This is a genomic window from Rathayibacter sp. AY1H2, from assembly GCF_002931985.1.
Classification (GTDB): Bacteria; Actinomycetota; Actinomycetes; order Actinomycetales; family Microbacteriaceae; genus Rathayibacter.
On the sequence record NZ_PSUV01000001.1, the window covers coordinates 393530 to 413387 of the forward strand.

Consider the following 19858-nt stretch of genomic DNA (forward strand, 5'->3'; position numbering starts at 1 on the left):
TCGCGGGAGCGGTCAGGACTCGCGGGCGTGCGCGTCGAGGAACTCGTAGACCTCGGCGTCGTCGATGCCCGGGAAGGTCCCCGACGGCAGCGGCGCGAGCACGTGCGCGTGCAGGCGCGCGCTCGGCCAGGCGTTGCCGTCCCAGCGCGCGGCGAGCTCCGACGGGGCGCGCCGGCAGCAGGACTCGTCGGGGCAGCGGGAGAGCTCGCGGCGGTCGGTGTCGCGGCCTCGGAAGAAGCGGGCCTCGGCGAACGGGACGCCCACGGTGATCGAGAACTCCTCGGTGGCGGTCGTGCCGGTCTGCGACGCCGACCAGAAGGTCCCCGCCGGGGTGTCGACGTACTGGTAGTACTCCGTCGTCCGGTTGGTCCGGGTGAACGCGGAGCGCGCCGACCAGTAGCGGCAGACCACCTGGCCCTCGACGGCCCCGGTGACGTCGGTCGGCAGCGGCAGCCCGTCGTTCTCGTAGGCCTTCTGGATCGAGCCGTCTCCCAGCACCCGCAGGAAGTGCATCCGGATGTCGAGGTGCGAGGTGAGCAGGTTCGTGAAGCGCAGGGCGGCGGCCTCGTGGGTGACGCCGAAGCCGTCGCGGAAGTCCTCCACCGAGACGTCCCGCTCGCGCTTCGCCTCCTGGAGGAACGCGACCGCCGGCTCCAGCGGCATCAGGCACGCGGCGGCGAAGTAGTTGATCTCGAGGCGCTGACGGAGGAAGTCGGCGTAGGTCACCGGCCGCTCGTGCCCGAGGAGGCGGTGCGCCATCGCCTGCAGCGCCAGCGCCCGCAGGCCGTGCCCCCCGGGGATCGAGGCGGGCGGGAGGTAGATCCTGCCGTTCGCGAGGTCGATCACCGAGCGGGCGGAGTGCGGCAGGTCGCCGACGTGGATGATCTCGAAGCCGAGGTGCCGGGCCATCTTCGAGACGGAGCTGTGGGTCAGTGCTCCTCCGCGGTGCCCGACGGTGCGGAGCATCTCGCCCGCCACCTCCTCGATCTCGGGCAGGTAGGAGCTGCGCTCGCGCAGCTGGAGCCGCTGGGCGGTGTTGGCCCGGCGTGCCTCCTCCGGCGTGGCGCTCGCCTCGCTCCGGCGACGGGCGAGCTCGCGGTAGACGCCGAGGAACGCCTCCAGCACGGGCGTGCTCAGCCCCTTGTTGACCTTGAACTCGGGCAGGCCGAGCGAGCGGTACAGCGACCCCTTCTGCACGCGCGCCAGCTCGATCTCGAGCGCGGCCCGCTCGCTCGGCGGCTCGTCCGAGAGCAGCGCCGCCAGCTCGACGCCGAGCGCGGCCGCGAGGCGCTGCAGGAGGGAGAGGCGCGGCTCGCGGCGCCCCGTCTCGATCAGCGAGAGCTGGCTCCCCGACACGTCGACGCGCTCGGCGAGCTGCCCGAGGGTCAGCCCGCGCCGGGTGCGGAAGTGGCGCAGGCGCTGCCCGAGCAGCACGGCGTCGGAGCCCGGGGCGGGTGTCGAGGGATCGGTCACGGCGAGCTCCAGCGGTCGGTTGTGACGAAAGCGCAAAAAGACGGTTTCTTGACCGCCTGAGCGCCGGGAATACCTCCTGATCCTCCTCCATCCTGGCTTCAGGCGCCACTGAGCGCCCCTCCCGGCCCGGCCGGCCTCTTCCCGGCTGCGGCCGGCGACTCCCCACCCCCGTCGACGACGACCACCGAAAGCGGAGCCAGCATGAGCATCTACAGCAACACCGTCCGACTCGAGCCGAGCACCATGACCGCGCCGACGTCCGTCCCCGCGCCCGTCGTGCCGCCGGCGCCCCTCGCCCTCCGCCGCTGGGTGCGCGAGACCGCCGCGATCCTCCAGCCCGACGCGATCGAGTGGAGCGACGGCTCCCCCGCGGAGTGGTACCGCCTGACCGAGCGGCTCGTCGCCTCCGGCACGCTCCTCCCGCTCAATCCGGAGTGGCGGCCCGGCTCGTTCCTGGCCCGCACCGACCCGGACGACGTCGCCCGGGTCGAGGACCGCACCTTCATCTGCACGACCGACGAGGCCGACGCGGGACCGACCAACAACTGGCGCGAGCCCGCCGCGATGAGGGCCGAGCTCGCTCCCCTCCTCGACGGAGCGATGCGCGGACGGACGATGTACGTCGTCCCGTTCTCGATGGGGCCCGTCGGCGGTCCGCTCTCGCAGCTGGGCGTCCAGGTCACCGACTCGGCCTACGCGGTGCTGAACCTGCGGATCATGGCGCGCGTGGGCTCCGAGCCGCTCGCGGCTTTCACCGAGGAGACCCCGTTCGTCCGCGGCGTGCACACCGTGGGGCTGCCTCTCCGCGACGCGGACGGCGTCACCCGCGAGGACGTCGCCTGGCCGTGCAGCCCGGTGAAGTACATCACCCAGTTCCCGGAGACGCGCGAGATCGTCTCGTACGGCTCCGGCTACGGCGGCAACGCCCTGCTGGCGAAGAAGTGCTTCGCCCTGCGCATCGCCTCGGCGATGGGGCGCGAGGAGGGCTGGCTCGCCGAGCACATGCTGCTGATCCGCATCGTCTCGCCCGAGGGACGGCGCTACCACGTCGCCGCCGCCTTCCCGAGCGCGTGCGGCAAGACCAACCTCGCGATGATGCAGCCCGCGATCCCCGGCTGGCGGGTCGAGACGCTGGGCGACGACATCACCTGGATGCGCCGCGGGGAGGATGGACGCCTCTGGGCGATGAACCCCGAGACGGGCTTCTTCGGCGTCGCTCCCGGCACCGGGGAGAGCTCGAACCCGAACGCCGTGCAGACGCTCTGGGGCAACACGATCTTCACCAACGTCGCGCTCCGCGAGGACGGCGACGTGTGGTGGGAGGGCCTGACCGACGAGGTCCCGGAGCGGCTGACCGACTGGCGCGGGCAGCCGTGGACGCCGGCGTCCGGCACGCCCGCCGCGCACCCCAACTCCCGCTTCACCGCGCCGGCCGCGCAGTGCCCGTCGCTCTCCGCCGACTGGGACGCCCACGAGGGCGTGCCGCTGGACGGGATCGTCTTCGGTGGCCGACGGGCGAGCAACGTCCCGCTGGTCACGCAGGCCACCTCGTGGCAGCACGGCGTCTTCCTGGGTGCGACCGTCGCCTCCGAGAAGACCGCGGCCGCGGAGGGCACGGTCGGGGAGCTGCGCCGCGATCCGTTCGCGATGCTCCCCTTCTGCGGCTACAACATGGCCGACTACTTCGCGCACTGGCTCGCGATCGGCGCCGAGCTCGGCGATGCGGCGCCGGCGGTGTTCCAGGTCAACTGGTTCCGGAAGGACGCGGACGGCGAGTTCCTCTGGCCCGGCTTCGGCGAGAACGCACGGGTGCTGCAGTGGCTCGTCCGCCGCCTGGAGGGGCTGGCGGAGGCGCGGCGGAGCCCCCTCGGCGACCTGCCGGTCGCGATCAACACGCACGGGCTCCGGCTCTCCGCGGCCCAGAAGGAGGAGCTGTTCTCCGTCCCGGTGGAGGCGTGGCTGGAGGAGTGCGCGCTCACGGAGGAGTTCTTCACGCGGTTCGGCGACCGGCTGCCGCCCGAGCTGACCGCCGAGCTCCAGGCCCTGCGGCTCCGGCTCCTCGCCGAGAAGCTGCCGCTGGCGGCCTGATCCCCCTGACCGAGCCGGCTCCTGCCGGACACCCCTGTGGCCCGCGGGCGGATCATCCCCCTTTCCTCGCACCCCCGCGGGTCCACTCCCCCCTTCCGCTCCCACGTCGACGGGCACCATGACCGACCGCATCACGCTCCGCTTCCTCGCCGCCCCGCAGGACGCCACCGCCGACGGCCGCAGCGCCCAGGCCGGCCGCGTCCTCGAGTGGATCGACAAGGCCGGCTACGCCTGCGCCGTGGGCTGGAGCGGCGGCTACTGCGTGACGGCGTACGTCGGCAACGTCCACTTCACCCGGCCCATCTCGGTCGGCAACCTGATCGAGGCGACCGCCCGCGTCATCCACACCGGGCGCACGAGCATGCACGTGCTGGTGCAGGTCGCGCAGGCGGATCCGCGGACCGGCCTCTACGAGGGCGCCACGCACTGCCTCCTCGTGTTCGTGGCCGTCGACGACGAGAAGAGGCCGCGGTCGGTCCTGGAGTGGCGGCCCCGCTCGATCGAGGACCTGTCCCTCGCCGAGGGCGCCGCCGCGCGCATCGAGGGCCGCCGACGGCTGCACGACGTGATGCGCGCCCAGGAGTACACCGAGGAGGGCACCGGTCCGCGGATCGTGTTCCGCTTCCTCGCGGCGCCGGGCGACGTCAACTGGGGCGGCAACGCCCACGGCGGGATCGTGATGCGCTGGATCGACGAGGCGGCCGACGCGGTCGCGCAGCGCTGGACCGGCCGCGACGCGGTGGCCGTCTACTCCGGCGGGATCCACTTCTACCGTCCGGTGCGCATCGGGCACCTCGTCGAGGTGGAGGCGCGCCTCATCCACACGAGCGCCCGGAGCATGCACCTGGCGGTGCACGTGCGCTCCGGGGACCCGCGGACCGGCGAGCTGGAGCTGACCACGCAGTGCCGGAGCGTCTTCGTGGTGCGGGGCGCCGACGGGGCGGCCGAGCCGGTTCCGCCTCTCGAGCTGCGGACCGAGGAGGACCGGCGTCTGGACGCCCATGCGCGCGAGCTGATCCTCCTGCGCGCGGCGCTGCCGTCGCTCCCGCTCGCGGGGACGGCCGGCGCTAGGGTCGGAGCGTGAAGCTGCCGATCCTCGTCCTCAACGGCCCGAACCTGAACCTGCTCGGCACCCGCGAGCCCGAGCTCTACGGCTCGGACACCCTCGCTGACGCCGAGGCGCTGGCGGCGGAGGCGGCCGAGCGGCACGGCTTCACGGTCGAGACCTTCCAGAGCAGCTCGGAGGGCGCGATCGTCGACCGGCTGCACGCGGCTCGCGGCTCCGTCTCGGGAGTGGTGCTCAACGCCGGGGCGTACACGCACACGTCGATCGCGATCCGCGACGCCGTCCTCGCGACCGAGCTGCCGATGGTCGAGGTGCACGTGAGCAACGTGCACCGGCGCGAGCCGTTCCGGCAGCACTCCTACCTCTCGGACGTCGCGATCGCCGTGATCGTCGGCGCGGGGATCGCCGGCTACGGCTACGCGGTGGACGTGCTCGCGCGGGCGGCGGAGAAGCGATGAGCGGCCTCGGACGCTCCTTCGGCAGCGCGGTCGACGCCTACGACCGCGGGCGGCCCGGCTACCCCGACGACGCCGTCGACTGGATCGTGGGGCACGCCCCCGCGCGGGTGGCGGGCGCCTTCATCCCGGAGCGGGCCCGCGCGGCGGGAGCCGACGCCTCCGATCGGCTGCGCGCCGTGGACCTCGGCGCGGGAACGGGCAAGTTCACCGCGTCGCTCGCGTCCCGCGGCCTCGCCGTGACCGCGGTCGAGCCCGACGCGGAGATGCTCGCGCGGCTCGCCTCGAATCTGCCGGGGGTCCGCCCCGAGGAGGGGACGGCCGAGGCGATCCCCGCCGCGGACGCCTCCGCGGAGCTCGTCACCGCCGCGCAGTCGTGGCACTGGGTCGACGCCGAGCGCGCGGGAGCCGAAGTCGCCCGCGTCCTGGTGCCGGAGGGCGTGCTCGCGCTGGTGTGGAACATCCGCGACGAGTCGGTCCCCTGGGTGCGCCGGCTCGGCGAGGTCGCCGGAGCCTCCACCGCCGAGCGCTTCGAGACGCTCCGGCCGCCGCTCGGCTCCGCTCTCGAGCGGGTGGCGTTCGCGGCCTTCGAGTGGTCCTTCGAGCTGGACCGAGCCGGGGTGCGGGACATGTTCGCGTCCCGCAGCTCCGTCATCGCGATGCCCGAGGAGGAGCGCGCCGCGGTCCTCGCGGCGGTCGACGCCGTGGTGGACGAGGAGTCGGGCGGGAGCGGGACCGTCGCGATGCCGTACTCGACGCGCGTGACGATCGCGCGCCGCTCCTCCTCCGCCTGACTCCGCGCCGCGCGCCGCGGACCGCCCCGCCCGCCGACTACCCTCGGAGGGCGCCGCACCGGCGCGAGCACCGAGAGCACGAGGAGAGACGCACGTGAGCATCATCGCCGCCGCAGACGGGTCCGCACTGGGCAACCCCGGCCCCGCCGGCTGGGCCTGGTACGTCGACGACGAGCGCTGGGCCGCGGGCGGCTGGTCGCACGGCACGAACAACATCGGCGAGCTCACCGCGGTGCTCGAGCTGCTGCGCGCGACCGCGCAGGAGGAGGAGCCGCTGCACATCCTCTGCGACAGCCAGTACGCCATCAAGGCCTGCACCGAGTGGCTGCCGGGCTGGAAGCGGAAGGGCTGGCGCAAGGCCGACGGCAAGCCGGTGATGAACGTCGAGATCATCAAGGCGCTCGACGAGGAGCTGCAGGGCCGGGCTGTCACCTTCGAGTGGGTGAAGGGGCACGCCAACCACCGGATGAACGAGGCCGCCGACGTCCGCGCCCGGAGCGCCGCGACCGCCTACCAGCGCCGGCAGCCCGTCGACGCCGGACCCGGATGGCCGACGGCCGCCGCCGCGCCCGCCGCGGCCGCTGCGCCCCCCGTCGAGGACTCCGCCACCCTCTTCTAGCCGCGTTCCCCCTGGGGCAGCCGCAGCAGCCCCGTCGCCACCAGCTCGCGCACCCGCGGCAGCACGGAGTCGGACACCGCCTCCTCCTCGACCTGGAGGAGCGAGGCGACCGCCGCCGCGATCGCCGCCACCGAGAGCTCGCCGTCGCAGGCGCCGACCACGGCGGCGAGAGCCGTGTCGACCTCCTCGACCCGGGCGAAGCCGCCGCCCTGGCGCAGCCGCAGCACCGTCGGATCGTCGTTGCCCGGCCAGTAGTGCCGCTCCTCCGTGACGTCTCCGGCGACGACCAGGGCGAGACCCGCCAGAGCGCGATCGTCGAGCGACGCGAGGGCCTCGGCCGCGTCGAGGCAGGCGGCGAGGTGGCCGCCCAGGCCCGCGGTCGCGACCGGCGTGGTGATGCGCTCGAGGCGGCGGATCGGCGGGCGGGGCTGCTCGGGCAGGCGGAGCGTGACGTAGCCGAAGCCGACGCCGGTCACCCCGCGCCGCTCGAAGTCGGTCAGCCAGGCGTCGACCAGCGCGTCGAACGCGGGGCCGCGAGTCGTGCCGCCGTCCCGGATCCAGGTCTCGGCGTAGACCGCCGGATCCTGACGCTCGCGCTCCACGACCCAGACGTCCAGAGGAGAGGCGGTCCCGCCCATCCAGGCGTCGAGCCCCTCGGGCCCCGCCTCGAGCGCCTGCTCCAGCGGGCTGCGGGCGTCGGCGAGCCAGTCCGCGATCCGGTCGAAGGCGTCCGCGCCCTCCCGGTACTCCCAGTTCCCCAGGAGCTGCGCGACACCGCCGGGCACCAGGTGCTCGGCTGCTCCGAGGATCACGCGGCGCACGATCTCGTCGCCCTCCAGCCCGCCGTCGCGGTACTCGTAGGAGGGGACGCCCTCGACTCGCGGCGTGATGACGAACGGCGGGTTCGTGACGATGTGGTCGAAGCGCTCCCCCGCGACCGGCTCGTAGAGGCTGCCGAGGCGGAACTCGATGTTCTCGATCCCGTTGAGCGCCGCGGTGAAAGAGGCGAGCGCGAGCGCGCGCTCGGAGATGTCGGTGGCGACCACCTGCTCGGCGTGGCGGGAGGCGTGCAGCGCCTGGATCCCGCAGCCGGTCCCCAGGTCGAGCACGCGGCCGACGGGCCGCTGGATCATCAGGCCGGTCAGCGTGAGGCTCGCGCCGCCGACGCCGAGCACGTGGTCCTCGTCGAGCGCGCGGCCGAGGGCGAGCTCCCCGAGGTCGGAGGCGATCCACCAGGAGGCAGCGCCGCGCTGGTCGACCACGTCGTAGGGGCGCAGGTCGAGGGCCGCGGTGACGACGGCTCCGGCCTCGACGCGCACCAGGCCGAGCTCCACCGCCCCCTCCAGCGCGAGAGCGCCGAACGCCTCGTCCGCGTCGTCGGCCGAGACGGGATCGGCCAGGAGGAACAGGCGGGCGAGGGTGGCCAGCGCGTCGTGGTCGCCGCTGCGCTCGAGGGCGCGGCGGGCGGGGACCCGATCGCCGCGGTGCAGCGCCTCGGCCGCTTCGTCGCCCCAGAGCCCCCGCACGGCGTCCACGCCGTAGCGGGCGCGGATCAGGTCGTCGCGCAGGAGGGCGATACGGGCTCGGTCGAACGGGTCTGCGGAGAACACCGCTCCATCCTCCTGCACACGGGTCGGCCACCGGGGCCGCCGCGGCCGTACGATCGGAGGCATGCCGCTGACCGGAGAGTACGAACCCAGCACGTCCGAGTGGGCCCGCGAGCAGGCGGAGCTCTACGAGCGGACCGGCGGAGCCGAGGGGAACCTCCTCCGCGGCCGCCCCATCATCGTCCTGACCACCGTCGGCTCGAAGAGCGGGAAGCTCCGCAAGACCGCGCTGATGCGCGTCGAGCACGAGGGCGAGTACGTGGTCGTCGCGTCCAAAGGCGGCGCGCCCGAGCACCCCGTCTGGTACGGCAACATGCTCAAGGAGCCGCACGTCGAGCTGCAGGACGGGCCGGTGAAGAAGGACTACGCCGCGAGCGTGCTCGAGGGCGATCTGCGCGCGGCCTGGTGGGAGCGCGCGGTCGCCGCGTGGCCGGACTACGCCGAGTACCAGACGAAGACCGAGCGGCAGATCCCGCTCGTGCTGCTCACTCCCTGGTCCTGAGCGCGGCGGGCGGCTCGGCCCGTCGCTGAGGCGGCCGTCCTCCGGTCGAGGTCGCGCCGCACGGCAGGCGCCTCACGCGGGCGGCGAGCCCAGCGGATCCGGTCCGGCCTCAGACCCGGGCCGCGATGAGGTCGAGCACCTTCGGGCTCGAGAGCAGCGCGAAGTGGCCGACCACCGAGACCGCGATGTTCTCGTGCCCCCCGGCGAGGCGGCTCCCTCCGGGGATGTACTGGTCGCGCATCCCGTAGATCGACGTGATGCGCGCGTCGGCCTCGCGCTCGGCCAGCAGGGTGCGGATCAGCGGGCGGTGGGGTGCGAACTCCCGGAGCGCCCGCGCCGGGGCGATCCGTGCGAGCGACGAGCCGTTGAACGGGGTCGAGACGGCGATCATGCGCTCGATCCGCCCGTCCTCGCGGTCGTCGACGACCATCATGTGCTTGCCGATCAGGCCGCCCTTGCTGTGCGCGACGACGACGACTCCGCGCAGATCGTGCTCGCGCAGGTAGTCCTGGCCGAGTCCGGCCGACGCGACGATCGGCCGCGTGTTGTAGCCGAGCGCGGGCAGCACGTGGATCGGATGGCCCGCCGCGTGCAGCCTCTCGGCGATGGGCCGGAGGAACTGCCACGTCTCGTAGATCCCGGGGATGAGCAGCACCGGAGCGCCGTCGCCGGACGCGTACCGCGACACGTCCCAGCCCTCCCGCAGGTGCACGAAGCGCGAGCCGTAGGCGTAGCGGTAGTCGCGGAGGTACGCGCGCCGCAGCGAGGTCGAGCGGCGCGGGCGGGCGGAGTCACGCGCCGGCATGGGCCCGCTCCAGCTCCGCGATGTCGAGGCGGCTCATCGCGAGCATCGCCTGCAGAGCGCGCGCGGACGCCTCGGGGTCGGCGCCTCCGAGCAGACGCGGGAGGACCTCCGGCACGATCTGCCAGGACAGCCCCCAGCGGTCGCGGAGCCAGCCGCACCGGCTCTCCTCGCCGCCGTCCGCGATCAGGGCGTCCCACAGCCGGTCGAGCTCGGACTGGTCGCCGACGGTCACGACGATCGAGACGGCCTCGGTGAACGGGAACCGCGGCCCGGCGTTGATCGCCTGGAACCGCTGCCCGTCGAGCTCGAACGTCACCGACAGCACCTCGCCGGGCGACGGGGAGCCCTCCGGCAGCACCTGGCTTCCGGTGATCCGCGAGTTCGGCACCAGCTCCGTGTAGAAGCGCGCCGCCTCCCCCGCGCCGTCGTCGAACCAGAGGAAGGTGCTGACCGCGCCCATCGGAGTCTCCGTCCTGCGCGGGAGGGTCTCCGCGGCTCCCTCAGTGTGCCGCGGTGGCGCCCTCCCCGCGACGGATCACAGCGGGTTGACGCCGAACGCCGTGGCCAGCTTGTCGATCTTCTTGGCGCGGCCCAGCCGGGGCAGGTCGCTGCCGTCGCGGATGACGCGGCCGCGGGCCTCGAAGTCGTCGAGGAAGTCGCGGGCCCAGGCGACGTCGGACGGCGTCGGGCTGATGACCTCGTTGATCACGGCGAGCTGCTCGGTGTCGAGGCAGAGCTTCCCGGTGAGGCCGAGCGAGACCGTGAGCGCGGACTGCTCGCGCAGCACGGGGTGGCTGTTCGAGACGGTCGGGCCGTCGATCGGGCCGGGCAGGTCGCCGATGCGCGAGGCGACGACCAGGCGCGAGCGCGGGTAGGCCATCGCGAGGTCGTCGGCGCTGGTGCCGGTGTCGCGGCGGTAGTCGCCGCTGCCGAACGCGAGGCGGAAGGTGCCGCGGGCGCGGGCGATCGAGACCGCCTCCTCGATGCCGAGGGCGGACTCGACCAGGGCGAGCACCGGGGTGGAGCCGCCGAGGCGGTCGAAGGTCTCGGTGACGTGCTCGGCGGCCTCGGTCTTGGCGAGCATGACGCCGGCGAGGCCGGGCAGGCCCTTCAGCGCGTCGACGTCGTCGGACCAGAACGGGGTGGAGTGGTCGTTGATGCGGACCCAGGCGCGCTTCTCGCCGGTCAGCCACTCCGCGACGTCGGTCCGCGCGTCGGGCTTCGCCTTGGGGTCGACCGCGTCCTCGATGTCGAGGACGATCTGGTCGGCGCGGGACGCGTGCGCGGCGTCGAACGTCTCGGTGCGGGTGGCGTTCACCAGCAGCCAGGAGCGCGCGATCTCGGGGGCGACGTCGCGCCCCTTCCGCTTCGCGATGGCGGTGGTGGTGGTCTCGGGCAACGTCACGTTCGGGTCCTCTCGGTGGCGCGGTCCTCGCTCCGCGGACGCCACCGCTCTGCGACGGCGCCGGGGACAAGGGTAGCGGCTCCCCGTCGGCGGGGCTCCGGGCACTCCGGCGTCTCTCCACTCCGGGGCTGCGACGCCCCGAGCGCTCCGGATCAGCGGCCCTCCGGACGCTCCCACAGCGTCAGCACGGTCGTCGGCACCCGGATCCGCTCGCGCGCGACGAACCCCGCCTCAGCGAGCACCGCGTCCGCCTCGCCCTCCGGCAGCGCCTGCCAGACCCGGTCCTCCCCGGCGAGCGCGGCGCGCAGCGCCTCGCCCTCCAGCAGGACGTCCGAATACGTGCCCGTCGTCCTGTACGGAGCGGCGAGGGCGACATCGTCCACGCCCGCGAACGCCTCCGGGTAGGCGGCGAGCGCCAGGCGGGGCCGGAGCGAGACCGTCCCGGAGGAGCCGAGGAGGACGGCGTCGCCCGGACGGGCCCGCTCCTCGACGGCGGCCGCCAGACCGCGGAGATCCTGCCCGGCCGGCTTCCCGGTGACCGTGCGCATCTGCACCAGGACCGGCAGGGCGGCCACCGCGATCAGGGCGAGGAGGGCGACGCCCGTCCGGGCCCTGAACGAGTCGAGCGCGAGGCCGAGGAGGACCGCGAGAGCGGGCGTGCTCGACGCGAGGTAGCGCGGAGTGAACATCGGCTCGACGAGGAGGGTCCCGAGCACCAGCACCGCCGTCGGCAGCACGATCCAGAGGACGAGGGCCGGCAGGAGCGGCCCGCGCAGGCCGCCCCGCACCGCGGCGACCGCGAGGAGCGCGACGGCGATCCCGGCCAGCCACCACGCGGATCCGAAGAACGGCTCGACCAGGACGGTGAACGCGGTCACGGGCTGCGAGCGGAGCCAGCCGACCTGGCCGCTCTGCCCTGCGGCGAGGAGCAGCACCGGCACTGCGCCCAGTGCCGAGAGGGCGCTCGCCGGAAGAGCCCGCACGGCACCCCGGGGCGCCGCGGCCGCGGCGAGAGCGACGAGAGCCGGCAGCACCAGCACGGAGTAGAGGAACACGGCGTCCGCCAGACCTGCGACGGCCGCGAACGCGGTCCAGCGCAGGGCTCCTCCGGAGCGGGCCGCCCGCACGACGAGGACCGCCGCTCCCACCACGAGCGCGGTGGCCAGAGCGGAGGACCGCGCCTCGGTCCCCGAGAACGAGGACCGCGGGAGCAGCACGAGCACCGCGGCGGCGAGGAGTGCCGCCCGGGGCCGGTCGAACGAGCGCAGCAGGACGACGACGCCCGCCGCCGCCGCTCCCGTGGCGAGAGCGGACGGCGCCCGCACCGCGAGCTCCGACTCCCCGGCGATCGCGATCCAGCCGTGCATCAGCAGGCCGTAGACCAGGTGCACCGCGTCCTTCTCCTGCACGAAGGCGAGGAGCTCGCCCACCGGGAGCCGCGCCAGGCGGAGGGTCGCGGCCTCGTCGTTCCAGTAGGAGGGGATCCAGGAGCCGACGAGGGTCAGCGCGGTGGCGAGGGCGAGGACCGCGCTCGCGGGCAGGGTCCGGAGCGCGCGCATCCCGCCAGCGTAGAGGCCGGGCTCAGCGCGCCGAGCGCTCGGCGAGACCCTTCGCGTACGCGGCCTGGCCGACGTGCTGCGTGTCGTCGTCGATCACCGAGACCAGCCGAACCCCGAGGGTCACCGGCGGATCCCACTGCTCGTCGACGACGCGCTCGAGGTCCTCGTCTCCGAGCGTGTCGAGGAGGGCGAGCGTCTGCCGGTGCACGGCGTCGGCGTACTCCGCGAGCAGCGCGGCCGGCAACGCGGCGAGCGCCGCCACCTCGGCCGGCTCCTGCCCGTAGCCGGTCTCGTCGGGCCCGAAGGGCAGCCCGGACCGGCCGTGGAAGCCGTCGGCCGTCCACACCTGCTCGTGGCCGGCGAGCGGGGCGAGGTGGTCGTCCTGCACCCGGACGAGATGCCAGACGAGCCAGGCGGGCGAGTTCGAGCGGGCGTCCGCGCGGAACGCGAGCTGATCGGGGGTGCTGTCGTCGAGGACGGCGTGCACGTTCTCGTGCACCCGGCCGAAGGCGTCGCGGAGGAGGTCGATGGCTGCGCTCATGCCGCCAGCCTGCCGCTCCCGCGCCCGGTGCGGCACCCCCTCCGCGCGCCTCGGAGGAAGTGCGGAGGCGGGTGCCCGATACTCGGCCCGTGACCTCCGGATCCTCGAACCTGGCGACGAAGCCGTGGCTGACCTCCTACGCGGAGGGCGTGCCCGCCGAGATCGACCCTCCCACCCAGACCCTCGTCGACCTGCTCGAGGACTCGGTCGCGCGGTACCGCCGCGGCACCGCCCTCGAGTTCTTCGGCGCCGAGACCAGCTACGCCGAGCTCGGCGAGCAGGTCGCGCGCACGGCGGAGGGCCTGCGGCGCCTGGGCGTGCGCGCCGGCGACCGGGTCGCGCTGGTGCTCCCGAACTGCCCGGAGCACGTGGTGGCGTTCTACGCCGCTCTCCGCCTCGGAGCGATCGTGGTCGAGCACAACCCGCTCTACACGCCGCGCGAGCTGCGGCGGCAGTTCGAGGACCACGGCGCCCGGTTCGCGGTCGTCTGGGACAAGATCGCCGACGTCGTCGCGACCATGCCCGCCGACCTGGGCATCGAGCGCGTCGTCTCCGTCGACCTCACCCGCTCCTTCCCGCTCGGCAAGCGCCTGGCGCTCCGGCTCCCCCTGCCGTCGGTGCGCCGGTCGCGCGAGAAGCTGACCGCGACCCCCCGCAGCCGCTCCCTGGTGCCCTTCGCGTCGCTGCTGAAGAACCGCCGCATCGCGCGCTCGCACCCCCGCCCGGTCCTCGGCGACACGGCCCTGCTGCAGTACACGAGCGGCACCACCGGGACGCCCAAGGGCGCGATCCTCTCGCACGCGAACCTCCGTGCGAACGCCCTGCAGGGCCGCGCCTGGGTGCCGGGCCTGCGCGAGGGCGACGAGACGTTCTACGCGGTGCTCCCCCTGTTCCACGCCTACGGGCTGACGCTGTGCCTGACCTTCGCGATCAGCATCGGCGCGAAGGTCGTGCTGTTCCCGACCTTCGACGTCGGCCTCGTGAAGGCGGCCGCGAAGTCGTCGCCGCCCACCTTCCTCCCCGCGGTGCCGCCCGTGTACGACGCGCTGGCCCGCGCCTCCGAGCGCCACGAGCTCGACCTGCGCGGCATCCGCTTCGCGATCTCGGGAGCGATGAGCCTGCCGGTCGCGACGGTCGACCGCTGGGAGCGCGCGAGCCGGGGACTCCTGGTCGAGGGCTACGGCATGACCGAGAGCTCGCCGGTCGCCCTCGGGAACCCGGTCGGCCCGACCCGCCGGCCCGGCACCGTGGGCGTGCCGTTCCCCAGCACGACGATCCGCCTCGTCGACCCCGCCGATCCGTCGGTCGACCGCGGCCCGGGCGAGTCCGGCGAGCTCCTGCTCCGGGGGCCGCAGGTGTTCCAGGGGTACTGGAAGCGGCCGGAGGAGACGGCCGAGGCCCTCATCCCCGGCGGCTGGCTGCGCACGGGCGACATCGCGACCGTCTCGGCCGACGGCTTCGTGACGATCGTCGACCGGGCCAAGGAGCTCATCATCACCGGCGGCTTCAACGTCTCCCCCTCCGAGGTCGAGGGAGTGCTGGAGTCGCACCCGGACGTGACGCGCGCGGCCGTCGTCGGGCTCCCCCGCGAGGACGGCGGCGAGAGCGTCGCGGCGGCCGTGGTCCTGCGGGCCGGGACGGCCGTGGATCCGGAGGCGCTGCGCGACTTCTGCCGGCTGCACCTGACGCCCTACAAGGTGCCCAGGCGGATCGTCCCGGTGGACGAGCTGCCGACCTCGCTGATCGGCAAGGTGCTGCGCCGCCAGGTGCGCGAGAGTCTGCTGGACTGAGTCGACCGGAGCGGGCGGTGGCCCGCGAGGAGGAGGACGACATGGCGAGGATCGTGCAGTACGAGCGGATCGGCGGGCCCGAGGTGCTCGAGACCGTCGAGGCGCCGGAGCCCGAGGCGGGGCCCGGAATCGTGGTGGTCGCCGTCCGCGCGGCCGGTGTGAACCCGATCGAGTGGAAGGTGCGCTCCGGCCTGCGCCCGAGCCCGCCGTTCGACGGTCCGCGGAGGCTCGGGTCGGACGGCTCCGGCGTGGTCTCCGCCGTCGGTCCGGGAGTGACCGGTTGGAGCGTCGGCGACCGGGTCATCGTCAGCGGCGCCACCGGCACCTACGCGACCGCCGTCGCGGTCTCCCCCCACTCCCTCGATCCGCTCCCCGACGGACTCGGCTTCGAGGAGGCGGCCGCGCTCGGCATCCCGGTCTCCACGGCCTACCAGGCGGTGGTCTCGCTCGGCGTCGCGGAGGGATCGACGTTCGTCGTCCACGCGGGCGCCGGAGCGGTCGGCCGGGCGGCGATCCAGTTCGCCGTCGACCGCGGAGCCCGGGTGATCGCCACGGCGAGCCCGGCGAATCACGAGGCGCTGCGCGCGCTCGGAGCGGTGCCGGTCGCCTACGGGCCCGGACTGCTCGAGCGGCTGCGTGCCACGGCGCCCGAGGGCGTCGACCGCGTGCTCGACGCGGCCGGGACGGACGAGGCGCTCGCCGCCTCGCTCGCGCTGGTGGAGGATCCGCAGCACGTCGGAACGGTGGTCGCCGGTCCTCGGGCGGCCGAGCTGGGCATCCGGGCCTGGAGCGGCGGCAGTCCCGTGCCGCTGACCGAGGAGGAGCAGCGCCTCCGCCGCGAGGGGGTGCCGCTGGCCGCCCGGCTGGCGAGCGAGGGGCGCTTCGCGGTCGCGACAGGTCCGCGCCTCCAGCTCGAGCAGGCCGCAGAGGCGCACCGGCTCAGCGAGGACGGCCACGTCCGCGGGAAGATCCTTCTCGTTCCCTGAGCCGGGCCGGCTCCCGGCATCCGTCTCCCCACCGCTTCCCCCGCTCTCACCGTCGAGAAGGAGTCCCCGTGTCCACTGACGACACCACCCCCGTGATCCTGGGGGGCGCCCGCACCCCGTTCGCCCGCTTCTCCGGAGCCTTCGCGCCGCTCTCGGGCGTCGAGCTCGGCGCCGCTGCCATCCGAGGGGCTCTCGAGCGCTCGGGCGCCTCCGCGGCCGACGTCGGCGCGGTCGTGCTCGGCCAGGTGATCCAGGCCGGAGCCGGTCAGGGCCCCGCCCGGCAGGCCGCGGTCCTCGCGGGCCTGGGCTGGGACGTCCCGGCGGTCACGATCAACAAGCTCTGCCTGTCGGGTCTCACCGCGGTGATCGACGCGGCGCGGATGATCCGGCTCGGCGAGGCGCAGGTGGTCGTCGCCGGAGGGCAGGAGTCGATGACCAACGCGCCGCACCTCCTGCTCGGATCCCGCTCGGGCCTGGGTGTCGGTCCGCGTCCGCTCGAGGACGCACTCCTCCACGACGGCCTGCTCGATCCGTTCGACCGCCGCCTGATGGGGAGGGTGACCGACGACGGCAACGCCGCACGGGGCATCCGCCGCGAGCGCCAGGACGCCTTCGCCGCGCTCTCGCACCAGCGGGCCGCCGCGGCACGGTCCACCGGCGTGCTCGCCGAGGAGATCGTGCCGGTCGCGGTTCCGCAGCGGCGCGGACCGGACCTCGTCGTGTCCGCCGACGACGGGATCCGGGAGGACAGCACGGTCGAGACGCTCGCCCGGCTGGCCCCCGCGTTCTCGCCCGAGGGCACGATCACGGCGGGCAGCTCGTCCCCGATCACGGACGGCGCCGCCGCGCTGGTCGTCGTGTCCCGCGGCTGGGCCCGCGAGCGCGGACTGCCCTGGCTCGCGACCGTCGCCGAGCACGGGCAGGTCGCCGGACCGGACAACTCCCTGCATTCACAGCCGTCGGCGGCGATCCTCCGGGCGCTCGGCCGCCGCGGTGCAGCGGTGTCCGACCTGGACCTGATCGAGATCAACGAGGCGTTCGCCTCCGTCGTCCTCCAGTCGGCGGACGATCTCGGCGTCGAGCCCGAGGCGGTCAACCCCGACGGCGGGGCGATCGCGCTCGGCCACCCTGTGGGCGCCTCCGGAGCACGGCTGGCCCTGCACCTGGCGCTGGCCCTCCGGCGCCGGGGCGGCGGGCTCGGCGTCGCCGCGCTCTGCGGCGGAGGCGGCCAGGGCGAGGCGCTGATCCTCGAGGGCTGACCGGCGGTCCGCCCCCAGGAGCGCGTCGGCGCCTCGGGCTACGCTCGCGGGATGAGCATCCTGAGCGCCGACGGCCTCGCCTTCGTCACCGAGCGCCACCTGGCCACCCTCTCCACCCCCGGCCGCCAGGGCCGCCTGCATGTGGTCGCCGTGGGCTTCACCTACGAGGACGGCGTCGTCCGCGTCATCACCTCCCGCGAGAGCCAGAAGGTGCTCAACGTCCGGCGGGGCGGCACCGCGACGGTCGGGCAGGTCGACGGCATCCGGTGGCTGAGCCTGGGCGGTCCGGCGACGATCGAGGAGGAGCCGGACGCCGTGCAGCACGCCGTCGAGCTCTACTCCCAGCGCTACCGCACCCCGCGCCCGAACCCCCTCCGCGTCGCCATCCGCATCGACGTCGACTTCGCCCTCGCCTCCTCCGGCCTGCGCGCGGAGTAGCCGGGTGGCCCGCGGCGACGCGCTGGGCGGGGGCGGCGCCGTCTCCTCCCTCCGCACCTACCGCTACGTCCGCCTCTCCCTGGTGGCGGCCGTGGTGCTCCTCACGGCCGGCCTCGTCCACCAGCTCGTCGTCGGAGGCCCGCTGCGCTCGATCAGCGCCTCGTACTACACCCCGGTCCGCTCCCTCTTCACCGGGGCGCTCTTCGCGGTCGGCGTCGCGCTGGTCGTCCTCGCCGGGAGGAGCGTGCGGCGCTTCCTCCTGCTGCTGGCGGGCATGACGGCGCCGGTCATCGCGATCGTGCCGGTGCCCCTCGCCTCGGAGGAGCTGCAGCGCCTCCAGGGAGCGGTGTGCCCGGCGGGAGGGGCGTCGTGCCTTCCCGCGACGGCCGCGGGTGAGGTCGCCGCCTCCCTGCCCGCCTACCTGGTCACGGCCGCGGCCGTCCTCGTCGCCTCCGTGATCCTGCTCGCCCTCGACCGGGTCCTCGACCGCTGGGCACTGGTCCGCACCGCGATCGCCGCCGCCCTCCTGATCTTCCTGGCGGCCTGGAGCACGCTCCCGTCGTTCCTGCGGCTCGGCCACTACGCCGCCGCCGGCGTCTTCTTCCTCCTCATCGCCGTCACCGCCGGTCTGCACGCCGTCGCGGTGCGCGCGGAGGGAGCGAGCGGGCCGGGGACGCCGCGCTTCTACTCCCGCTGCTACGCCGTTCTCGCGGTGCTGATCGCCGCGGTCGATGCGGCGCTGGTGCTCCTGCTACTCACGGGGCGGGGAGCGGAGCTTCTCGGCGAGCAGTGGCTCCTGCTCGGCGAGGCCGTCGCGCTGGCCCTCTTCGGGATCTTCTGGGTGCTGCAGACCGTCGAGAACTGGGATCGTCCCGACGTGCTGCTCGTCGCGCGGGGCTGAGGGGGCCGGTGACGGACGGCCCCCTCAGCCGCTCAGCGCTTGAGGGTGATCGAAGAGCTCCGCCCGAGGTTCCCTGCGGCGTCGTAGGCGTGCGCGACGATCGCGTACCGCCCGGCCGGGTAGGAGGAGGCGGAGACAGTCAGGCGCCACGTGCCGTCCGACGCCCTCGTCGCGTCGCCCAGCCGCGTGGCTCCGCTCCAGAAGCTCAGCTTCGTCGTGCCGACGTCGTCCTTGGCGGTGGCGACCAGGGTGACAGAGCCGCGCACCGTCGATCCGCTCGTCGGCGCGGTGATGACGGTCTTCGGAGCCGTCGTGTCGCGCGACGGCGCGGGCGAGCCCGCGGGTGCCGGAGCAGGAGCCGCGGTGGGCGCCGACGTGGGAGTCGGGGTCGGTTCGTCGCCGAGGCCCCAGGCCGTCCACAGCTCCTCCGCGATCATCGCCTGGCCGGCGACGTTCGGGTGGAAGTAGTCGACGTCCGTCGAGAGCTGATCGAGCGAGATCGGAGCCGCCGTGAGGGCGCCGCCGTCCCACACGCAGTCGTTCGCGGCGGACGCGCAGGCCGATTCCAGTGCCTCGTTGAAGTCGGCCTCCCGGTCCTCCGCCGCCGCGAGCGAGGCGGTGTAGGCCGAGCCGGTCAGCGGGGCTCCGGTCGTGGCGTCGACTCCGCGCTGGGTCCGGCAGACCCCGCCCCAGGCCCAGATCGCGGCGCCCGGCGTCGGCTTCACGGCCTCCCACTCCGACTCGATGTCCGGGACCGAGCCGACGAGCACCGTCGCCTCCGGCCACTCCTCGCCGATCGAGCGCAGGATCCGGGTCGCCGACGCGGCGAAGGAGGCCGCGGGCGTCATCGCGTAGCCGTCGCGGGAGTCGGGCGAGAGGCTCAGCGAGCAGAGGTCGTTGCCGCCGATCAGCAGCGTAACCACGTCCGGCTCCTCCCCGGCCGCGACCGCGGCGTCGATCCGCGACTCGACTCCGCTGATGACCGCGCCCGACTTCGCGTAGTTCACCGCGCGGACCGCCGTCCGCGGATCCGCCAGCGCCATCCGGTTCGCGATCGAGTCGACCGCGGGCGCCGATCCCGTCGCCCAGGAGTTCTCGACGCAGTCGCGGTTCACCCCGCAGGTCGTGGCCGCGCGCGTGATCGAGTCGCCGAGCGCGAGCAGCGTCTGCGTCCCGGACGCCTGCGCCGGCGGTGCCGCCAGGAGCCCCGCCAGGAGCGCGATCGCCCCCGCGCCGACCCCTGCTGCTCTCCGCCGTGCCCTGTGTGCTGTGGTCCCCATGTCGTCCCGTCCCCTGGTCGTCCATCGTTCGAGTGCCTCGCGTGCTGCGAGAGCACGAGGGGCGAGCGTACGTCGCCGCGGCTCCCCCGACGGACCGGAGGAGGGCGGCTCCCGTCAGGCGCGGCCCGGATGGGGGACACGGAGGACGCACGGAGGCGAGCGGCCCACAGCTTCGGGCGCCCGATCGTCAGGACCTGCACGACCGGCCCGCGCGCTCTCCCGCCCGGAGAGCACGTGGACCGACGGCTCCTCCTCGATACTCTGAAGCGATGATCGGCCGTCGCCGTGGA

19 protein-coding genes are annotated in these 19858 nt (G+C 74.4%); 11 read left to right on the forward strand and 8 right to left on the reverse strand.

Annotated elements, in window-relative coordinates; translation table 11 throughout:
• Positions 1-12 precede the first annotated feature (12 nt).
• Complete coding sequence (locus tag C5C29_RS01750; RefSeq protein WP_104291619.1) at positions 13-1473, reverse strand: helix-turn-helix domain-containing protein; 1461 nt, start codon at positions 1471-1473, stop codon at positions 13-15.
• Between the two features lie 243 nt (positions 1474-1716).
• On the opposite strand from C5C29_RS01750, the gene C5C29_RS01755 reads away from it, so the two are divergent.
• From C5C29_RS01755 to C5C29_RS01775, 5 genes are all read left to right on the forward strand, one after another.
• Positions 1717-3561 (forward strand): phosphoenolpyruvate carboxykinase (GTP), encoded by a 1845-nt coding sequence (locus tag C5C29_RS01755; protein WP_104307917.1) that lies wholly within the window; start codon positions 1717-1719, stop codon positions 3559-3561.
• Between the two features lie 118 nt (positions 3562-3679).
• Entirely contained in the window at positions 3680-4645 is a 966-nt protein-coding gene (locus C5C29_RS01760) for an acyl-CoA thioesterase (protein ID WP_104307910.1), read from the forward strand.
• Positions 4642-5085: a type II 3-dehydroquinate dehydratase gene (gene aroQ, locus C5C29_RS01765; RefSeq protein ID WP_104238317.1), complete on the forward strand. Its 444-nt coding sequence runs from the start codon at positions 4642-4644 to the stop codon at positions 5083-5085. Before C5C29_RS01760 ends, aroQ begins: the two co-directional genes overlap by 4 nt.
• Positions 5082-5876 carry a class I SAM-dependent methyltransferase gene (locus C5C29_RS01770; protein WP_104263194.1) on the forward strand — a complete coding sequence of 265 codons (795 nt, stop codon included), beginning with the start codon at positions 5082-5084 and terminating at the stop codon, positions 5874-5876. Before aroQ ends, C5C29_RS01770 begins: the two co-directional genes overlap by 4 nt.
• Positions 5877-5970: 94 nt before the next feature.
• Positions 5971-6495, forward strand: a complete 525-nt coding sequence (locus tag C5C29_RS01775; RefSeq protein WP_104223203.1) for a ribonuclease H — start codon at positions 5971-5973, stop codon at positions 6493-6495.
• On the opposite strand, the gene C5C29_RS01780 is transcribed toward C5C29_RS01775, so the two are convergent.
• Positions 6492-8105: a methyltransferase gene (locus C5C29_RS01780; protein WP_258069452.1), complete on the reverse strand. Its 1614-nt coding sequence runs from the start codon at positions 8103-8105 to the stop codon at positions 6492-6494. The genes C5C29_RS01775 and C5C29_RS01780 overlap by 4 nt on opposite strands.
• Positions 8106-8166: 61 nt before the next feature.
• Here C5C29_RS01780 and C5C29_RS01785 point away from each other — a divergent pair, with 61 nt between their 5' ends.
• Positions 8167-8604, forward strand: a complete 438-nt coding sequence (locus tag C5C29_RS01785; RefSeq protein WP_104223205.1) for a nitroreductase family deazaflavin-dependent oxidoreductase — start codon at positions 8167-8169, stop codon at positions 8602-8604.
• Between the two features lie 109 nt (positions 8605-8713).
• On the opposite strand, the gene C5C29_RS01790 is transcribed toward C5C29_RS01785, so the two are convergent.
• The 5 genes from C5C29_RS01790 to C5C29_RS01810 all read right to left on the reverse strand — a co-directional run bounded on the left by C5C29_RS01790 (position 8714) and on the right by C5C29_RS01810 (position 12914).
• Complete coding sequence (locus C5C29_RS01790; protein WP_104307912.1) at positions 8714-9409, reverse strand: triacylglycerol lipase; 696 nt, start codon at positions 9407-9409, stop codon at positions 8714-8716.
• Positions 9396-9869 carry a VOC family protein gene (locus C5C29_RS01795; RefSeq protein WP_104263191.1) on the reverse strand — a complete coding sequence of 158 codons (474 nt, stop codon included), beginning with the start codon at positions 9867-9869 and terminating at the stop codon, positions 9396-9398. Before C5C29_RS01795 ends, C5C29_RS01790 begins: the two co-directional genes overlap by 14 nt.
• A gap of 75 nt (positions 9870-9944) precedes the next feature.
• The gene (locus C5C29_RS01800; RefSeq protein WP_208543400.1) at positions 9945-10808 is read right to left on the reverse strand and encodes a CoA ester lyase; all 864 of its coding nucleotides are present in this window, start codon (positions 10806-10808) and stop codon (positions 9945-9947) included.
• Positions 10809-10966: 158 nt separating this feature from the next.
• Positions 10967-12373 (reverse strand): glycosyltransferase family 39 protein, encoded by a 1407-nt coding sequence (locus C5C29_RS01805; RefSeq protein WP_104307913.1) that lies wholly within the window; start codon positions 12371-12373, stop codon positions 10967-10969.
• Between the two features lie 22 nt (positions 12374-12395).
• Entirely contained in the window at positions 12396-12914 is a 519-nt protein-coding gene (locus C5C29_RS01810) for a DinB family protein (protein ID WP_104307914.1), read from the reverse strand.
• Between the two features lie 89 nt (positions 12915-13003).
• On the opposite strand from C5C29_RS01810, the gene C5C29_RS01815 reads away from it, so the two are divergent.
• The 5 genes from C5C29_RS01815 to C5C29_RS01835 all read left to right on the forward strand — a co-directional run bounded on the left by C5C29_RS01815 (position 13004) and on the right by C5C29_RS01835 (position 18288).
• Entirely contained in the window at positions 13004-14704 is a 1701-nt protein-coding gene (locus C5C29_RS01815) for a long-chain-fatty-acid--CoA ligase (RefSeq protein WP_104307915.1), read from the forward strand.
• Between the two features lie 41 nt (positions 14705-14745).
• Positions 14746-15690: an NADP-dependent oxidoreductase gene (locus C5C29_RS01820; protein ID WP_104223233.1), complete on the forward strand. Its 945-nt coding sequence runs from the start codon at positions 14746-14748 to the stop codon at positions 15688-15690.
• 68 nt (positions 15691-15758) lie between these two features.
• A complete protein-coding gene (locus tag C5C29_RS01825; protein WP_104223211.1) occupies positions 15759-16949 on the forward strand; it encodes an acetyl-CoA C-acyltransferase in 1191 nt (396 codons plus the stop codon).
• A gap of 51 nt (positions 16950-17000) precedes the next feature.
• The gene (locus C5C29_RS01830) at positions 17001-17387 is read left to right on the forward strand and encodes a pyridoxamine 5'-phosphate oxidase family protein (RefSeq protein ID WP_104223212.1); all 387 of its coding nucleotides are present in this window, start codon (positions 17001-17003) and stop codon (positions 17385-17387) included.
• 4 nt (positions 17388-17391) lie between these two features.
• Positions 17392-18288 (forward strand): hypothetical protein, encoded by an 897-nt coding sequence (locus C5C29_RS01835; protein WP_104223213.1) that lies wholly within the window; start codon positions 17392-17394, stop codon positions 18286-18288.
• A gap of 32 nt (positions 18289-18320) precedes the next feature.
• On the opposite strand, the gene C5C29_RS01840 is transcribed toward C5C29_RS01835, so the two are convergent.
• The gene (locus C5C29_RS01840) at positions 18321-19568 is read right to left on the reverse strand and encodes a GDSL-type esterase/lipase family protein (RefSeq protein WP_104223214.1); all 1248 of its coding nucleotides are present in this window, start codon (positions 19566-19568) and stop codon (positions 18321-18323) included.
• Between the last annotated feature and the right edge of the window lie 290 nt (positions 19569-19858).

What these genes read in the sequence shown, in the direction of transcription:
- C5C29_RS01755 (WP_104307917.1), top strand. Translation starts at nt 1,717, where the DNA reads ATGACCGCGCCGACGTCCGTCCCCGCGCCCGTCGTGCCGCCGGCGCCC.
- C5C29_RS01795 (WP_104263191.1), bottom strand. Translation starts at nt 9,869, where the DNA reads ATGGGCGCGGTCAGCACCTTCCTCTGGTTCGACGACGGCGCGGGGGAG.
- C5C29_RS01790 (WP_104307912.1), bottom strand. Translation starts at nt 9,409, where the DNA reads ATGCCGGCGCGTGACTCCGCCCGCCCGCGCCGCTCGACCTCGCTGCGG.
- C5C29_RS01805 (WP_104307913.1), bottom strand. Translation starts at nt 12,373, where the DNA reads ATGCGCGCGCTCCGGACCCTGCCCGCGAGCGCGGTCCTCGCCCTCGCC.
- C5C29_RS01810 (WP_104307914.1), bottom strand. Translation starts at nt 12,914, where the DNA reads ATGAGCGCAGCCATCGACCTCCTCCGCGACGCCTTCGGCCGGGTGCAC.
- C5C29_RS01840 (WP_104223214.1), bottom strand. Translation starts at nt 19,568, where the DNA reads ATGGGGACCACAGCACACAGGGCACGGCGGAGAGCAGCAGGGGTCGGC.
- C5C29_RS01785 (WP_104223205.1), top strand. Translation starts at nt 8,167, where the DNA reads ATGCCGCTGACCGGAGAGTACGAACCCAGCACGTCCGAGTGGGCCCGC.
- C5C29_RS01770 (WP_104263194.1), top strand. Translation starts at nt 5,082, where the DNA reads ATGAGCGGCCTCGGACGCTCCTTCGGCAGCGCGGTCGACGCCTACGAC.
- C5C29_RS01830 (WP_104223212.1), top strand. Translation starts at nt 17,001, where the DNA reads ATGAGCATCCTGAGCGCCGACGGCCTCGCCTTCGTCACCGAGCGCCAC.
- C5C29_RS01820 (WP_104223233.1), top strand. Translation starts at nt 14,746, where the DNA reads ATGGCGAGGATCGTGCAGTACGAGCGGATCGGCGGGCCCGAGGTGCTC.
- C5C29_RS01760 (WP_104307910.1), top strand. Translation starts at nt 3,680, where the DNA reads ATGACCGACCGCATCACGCTCCGCTTCCTCGCCGCCCCGCAGGACGCC.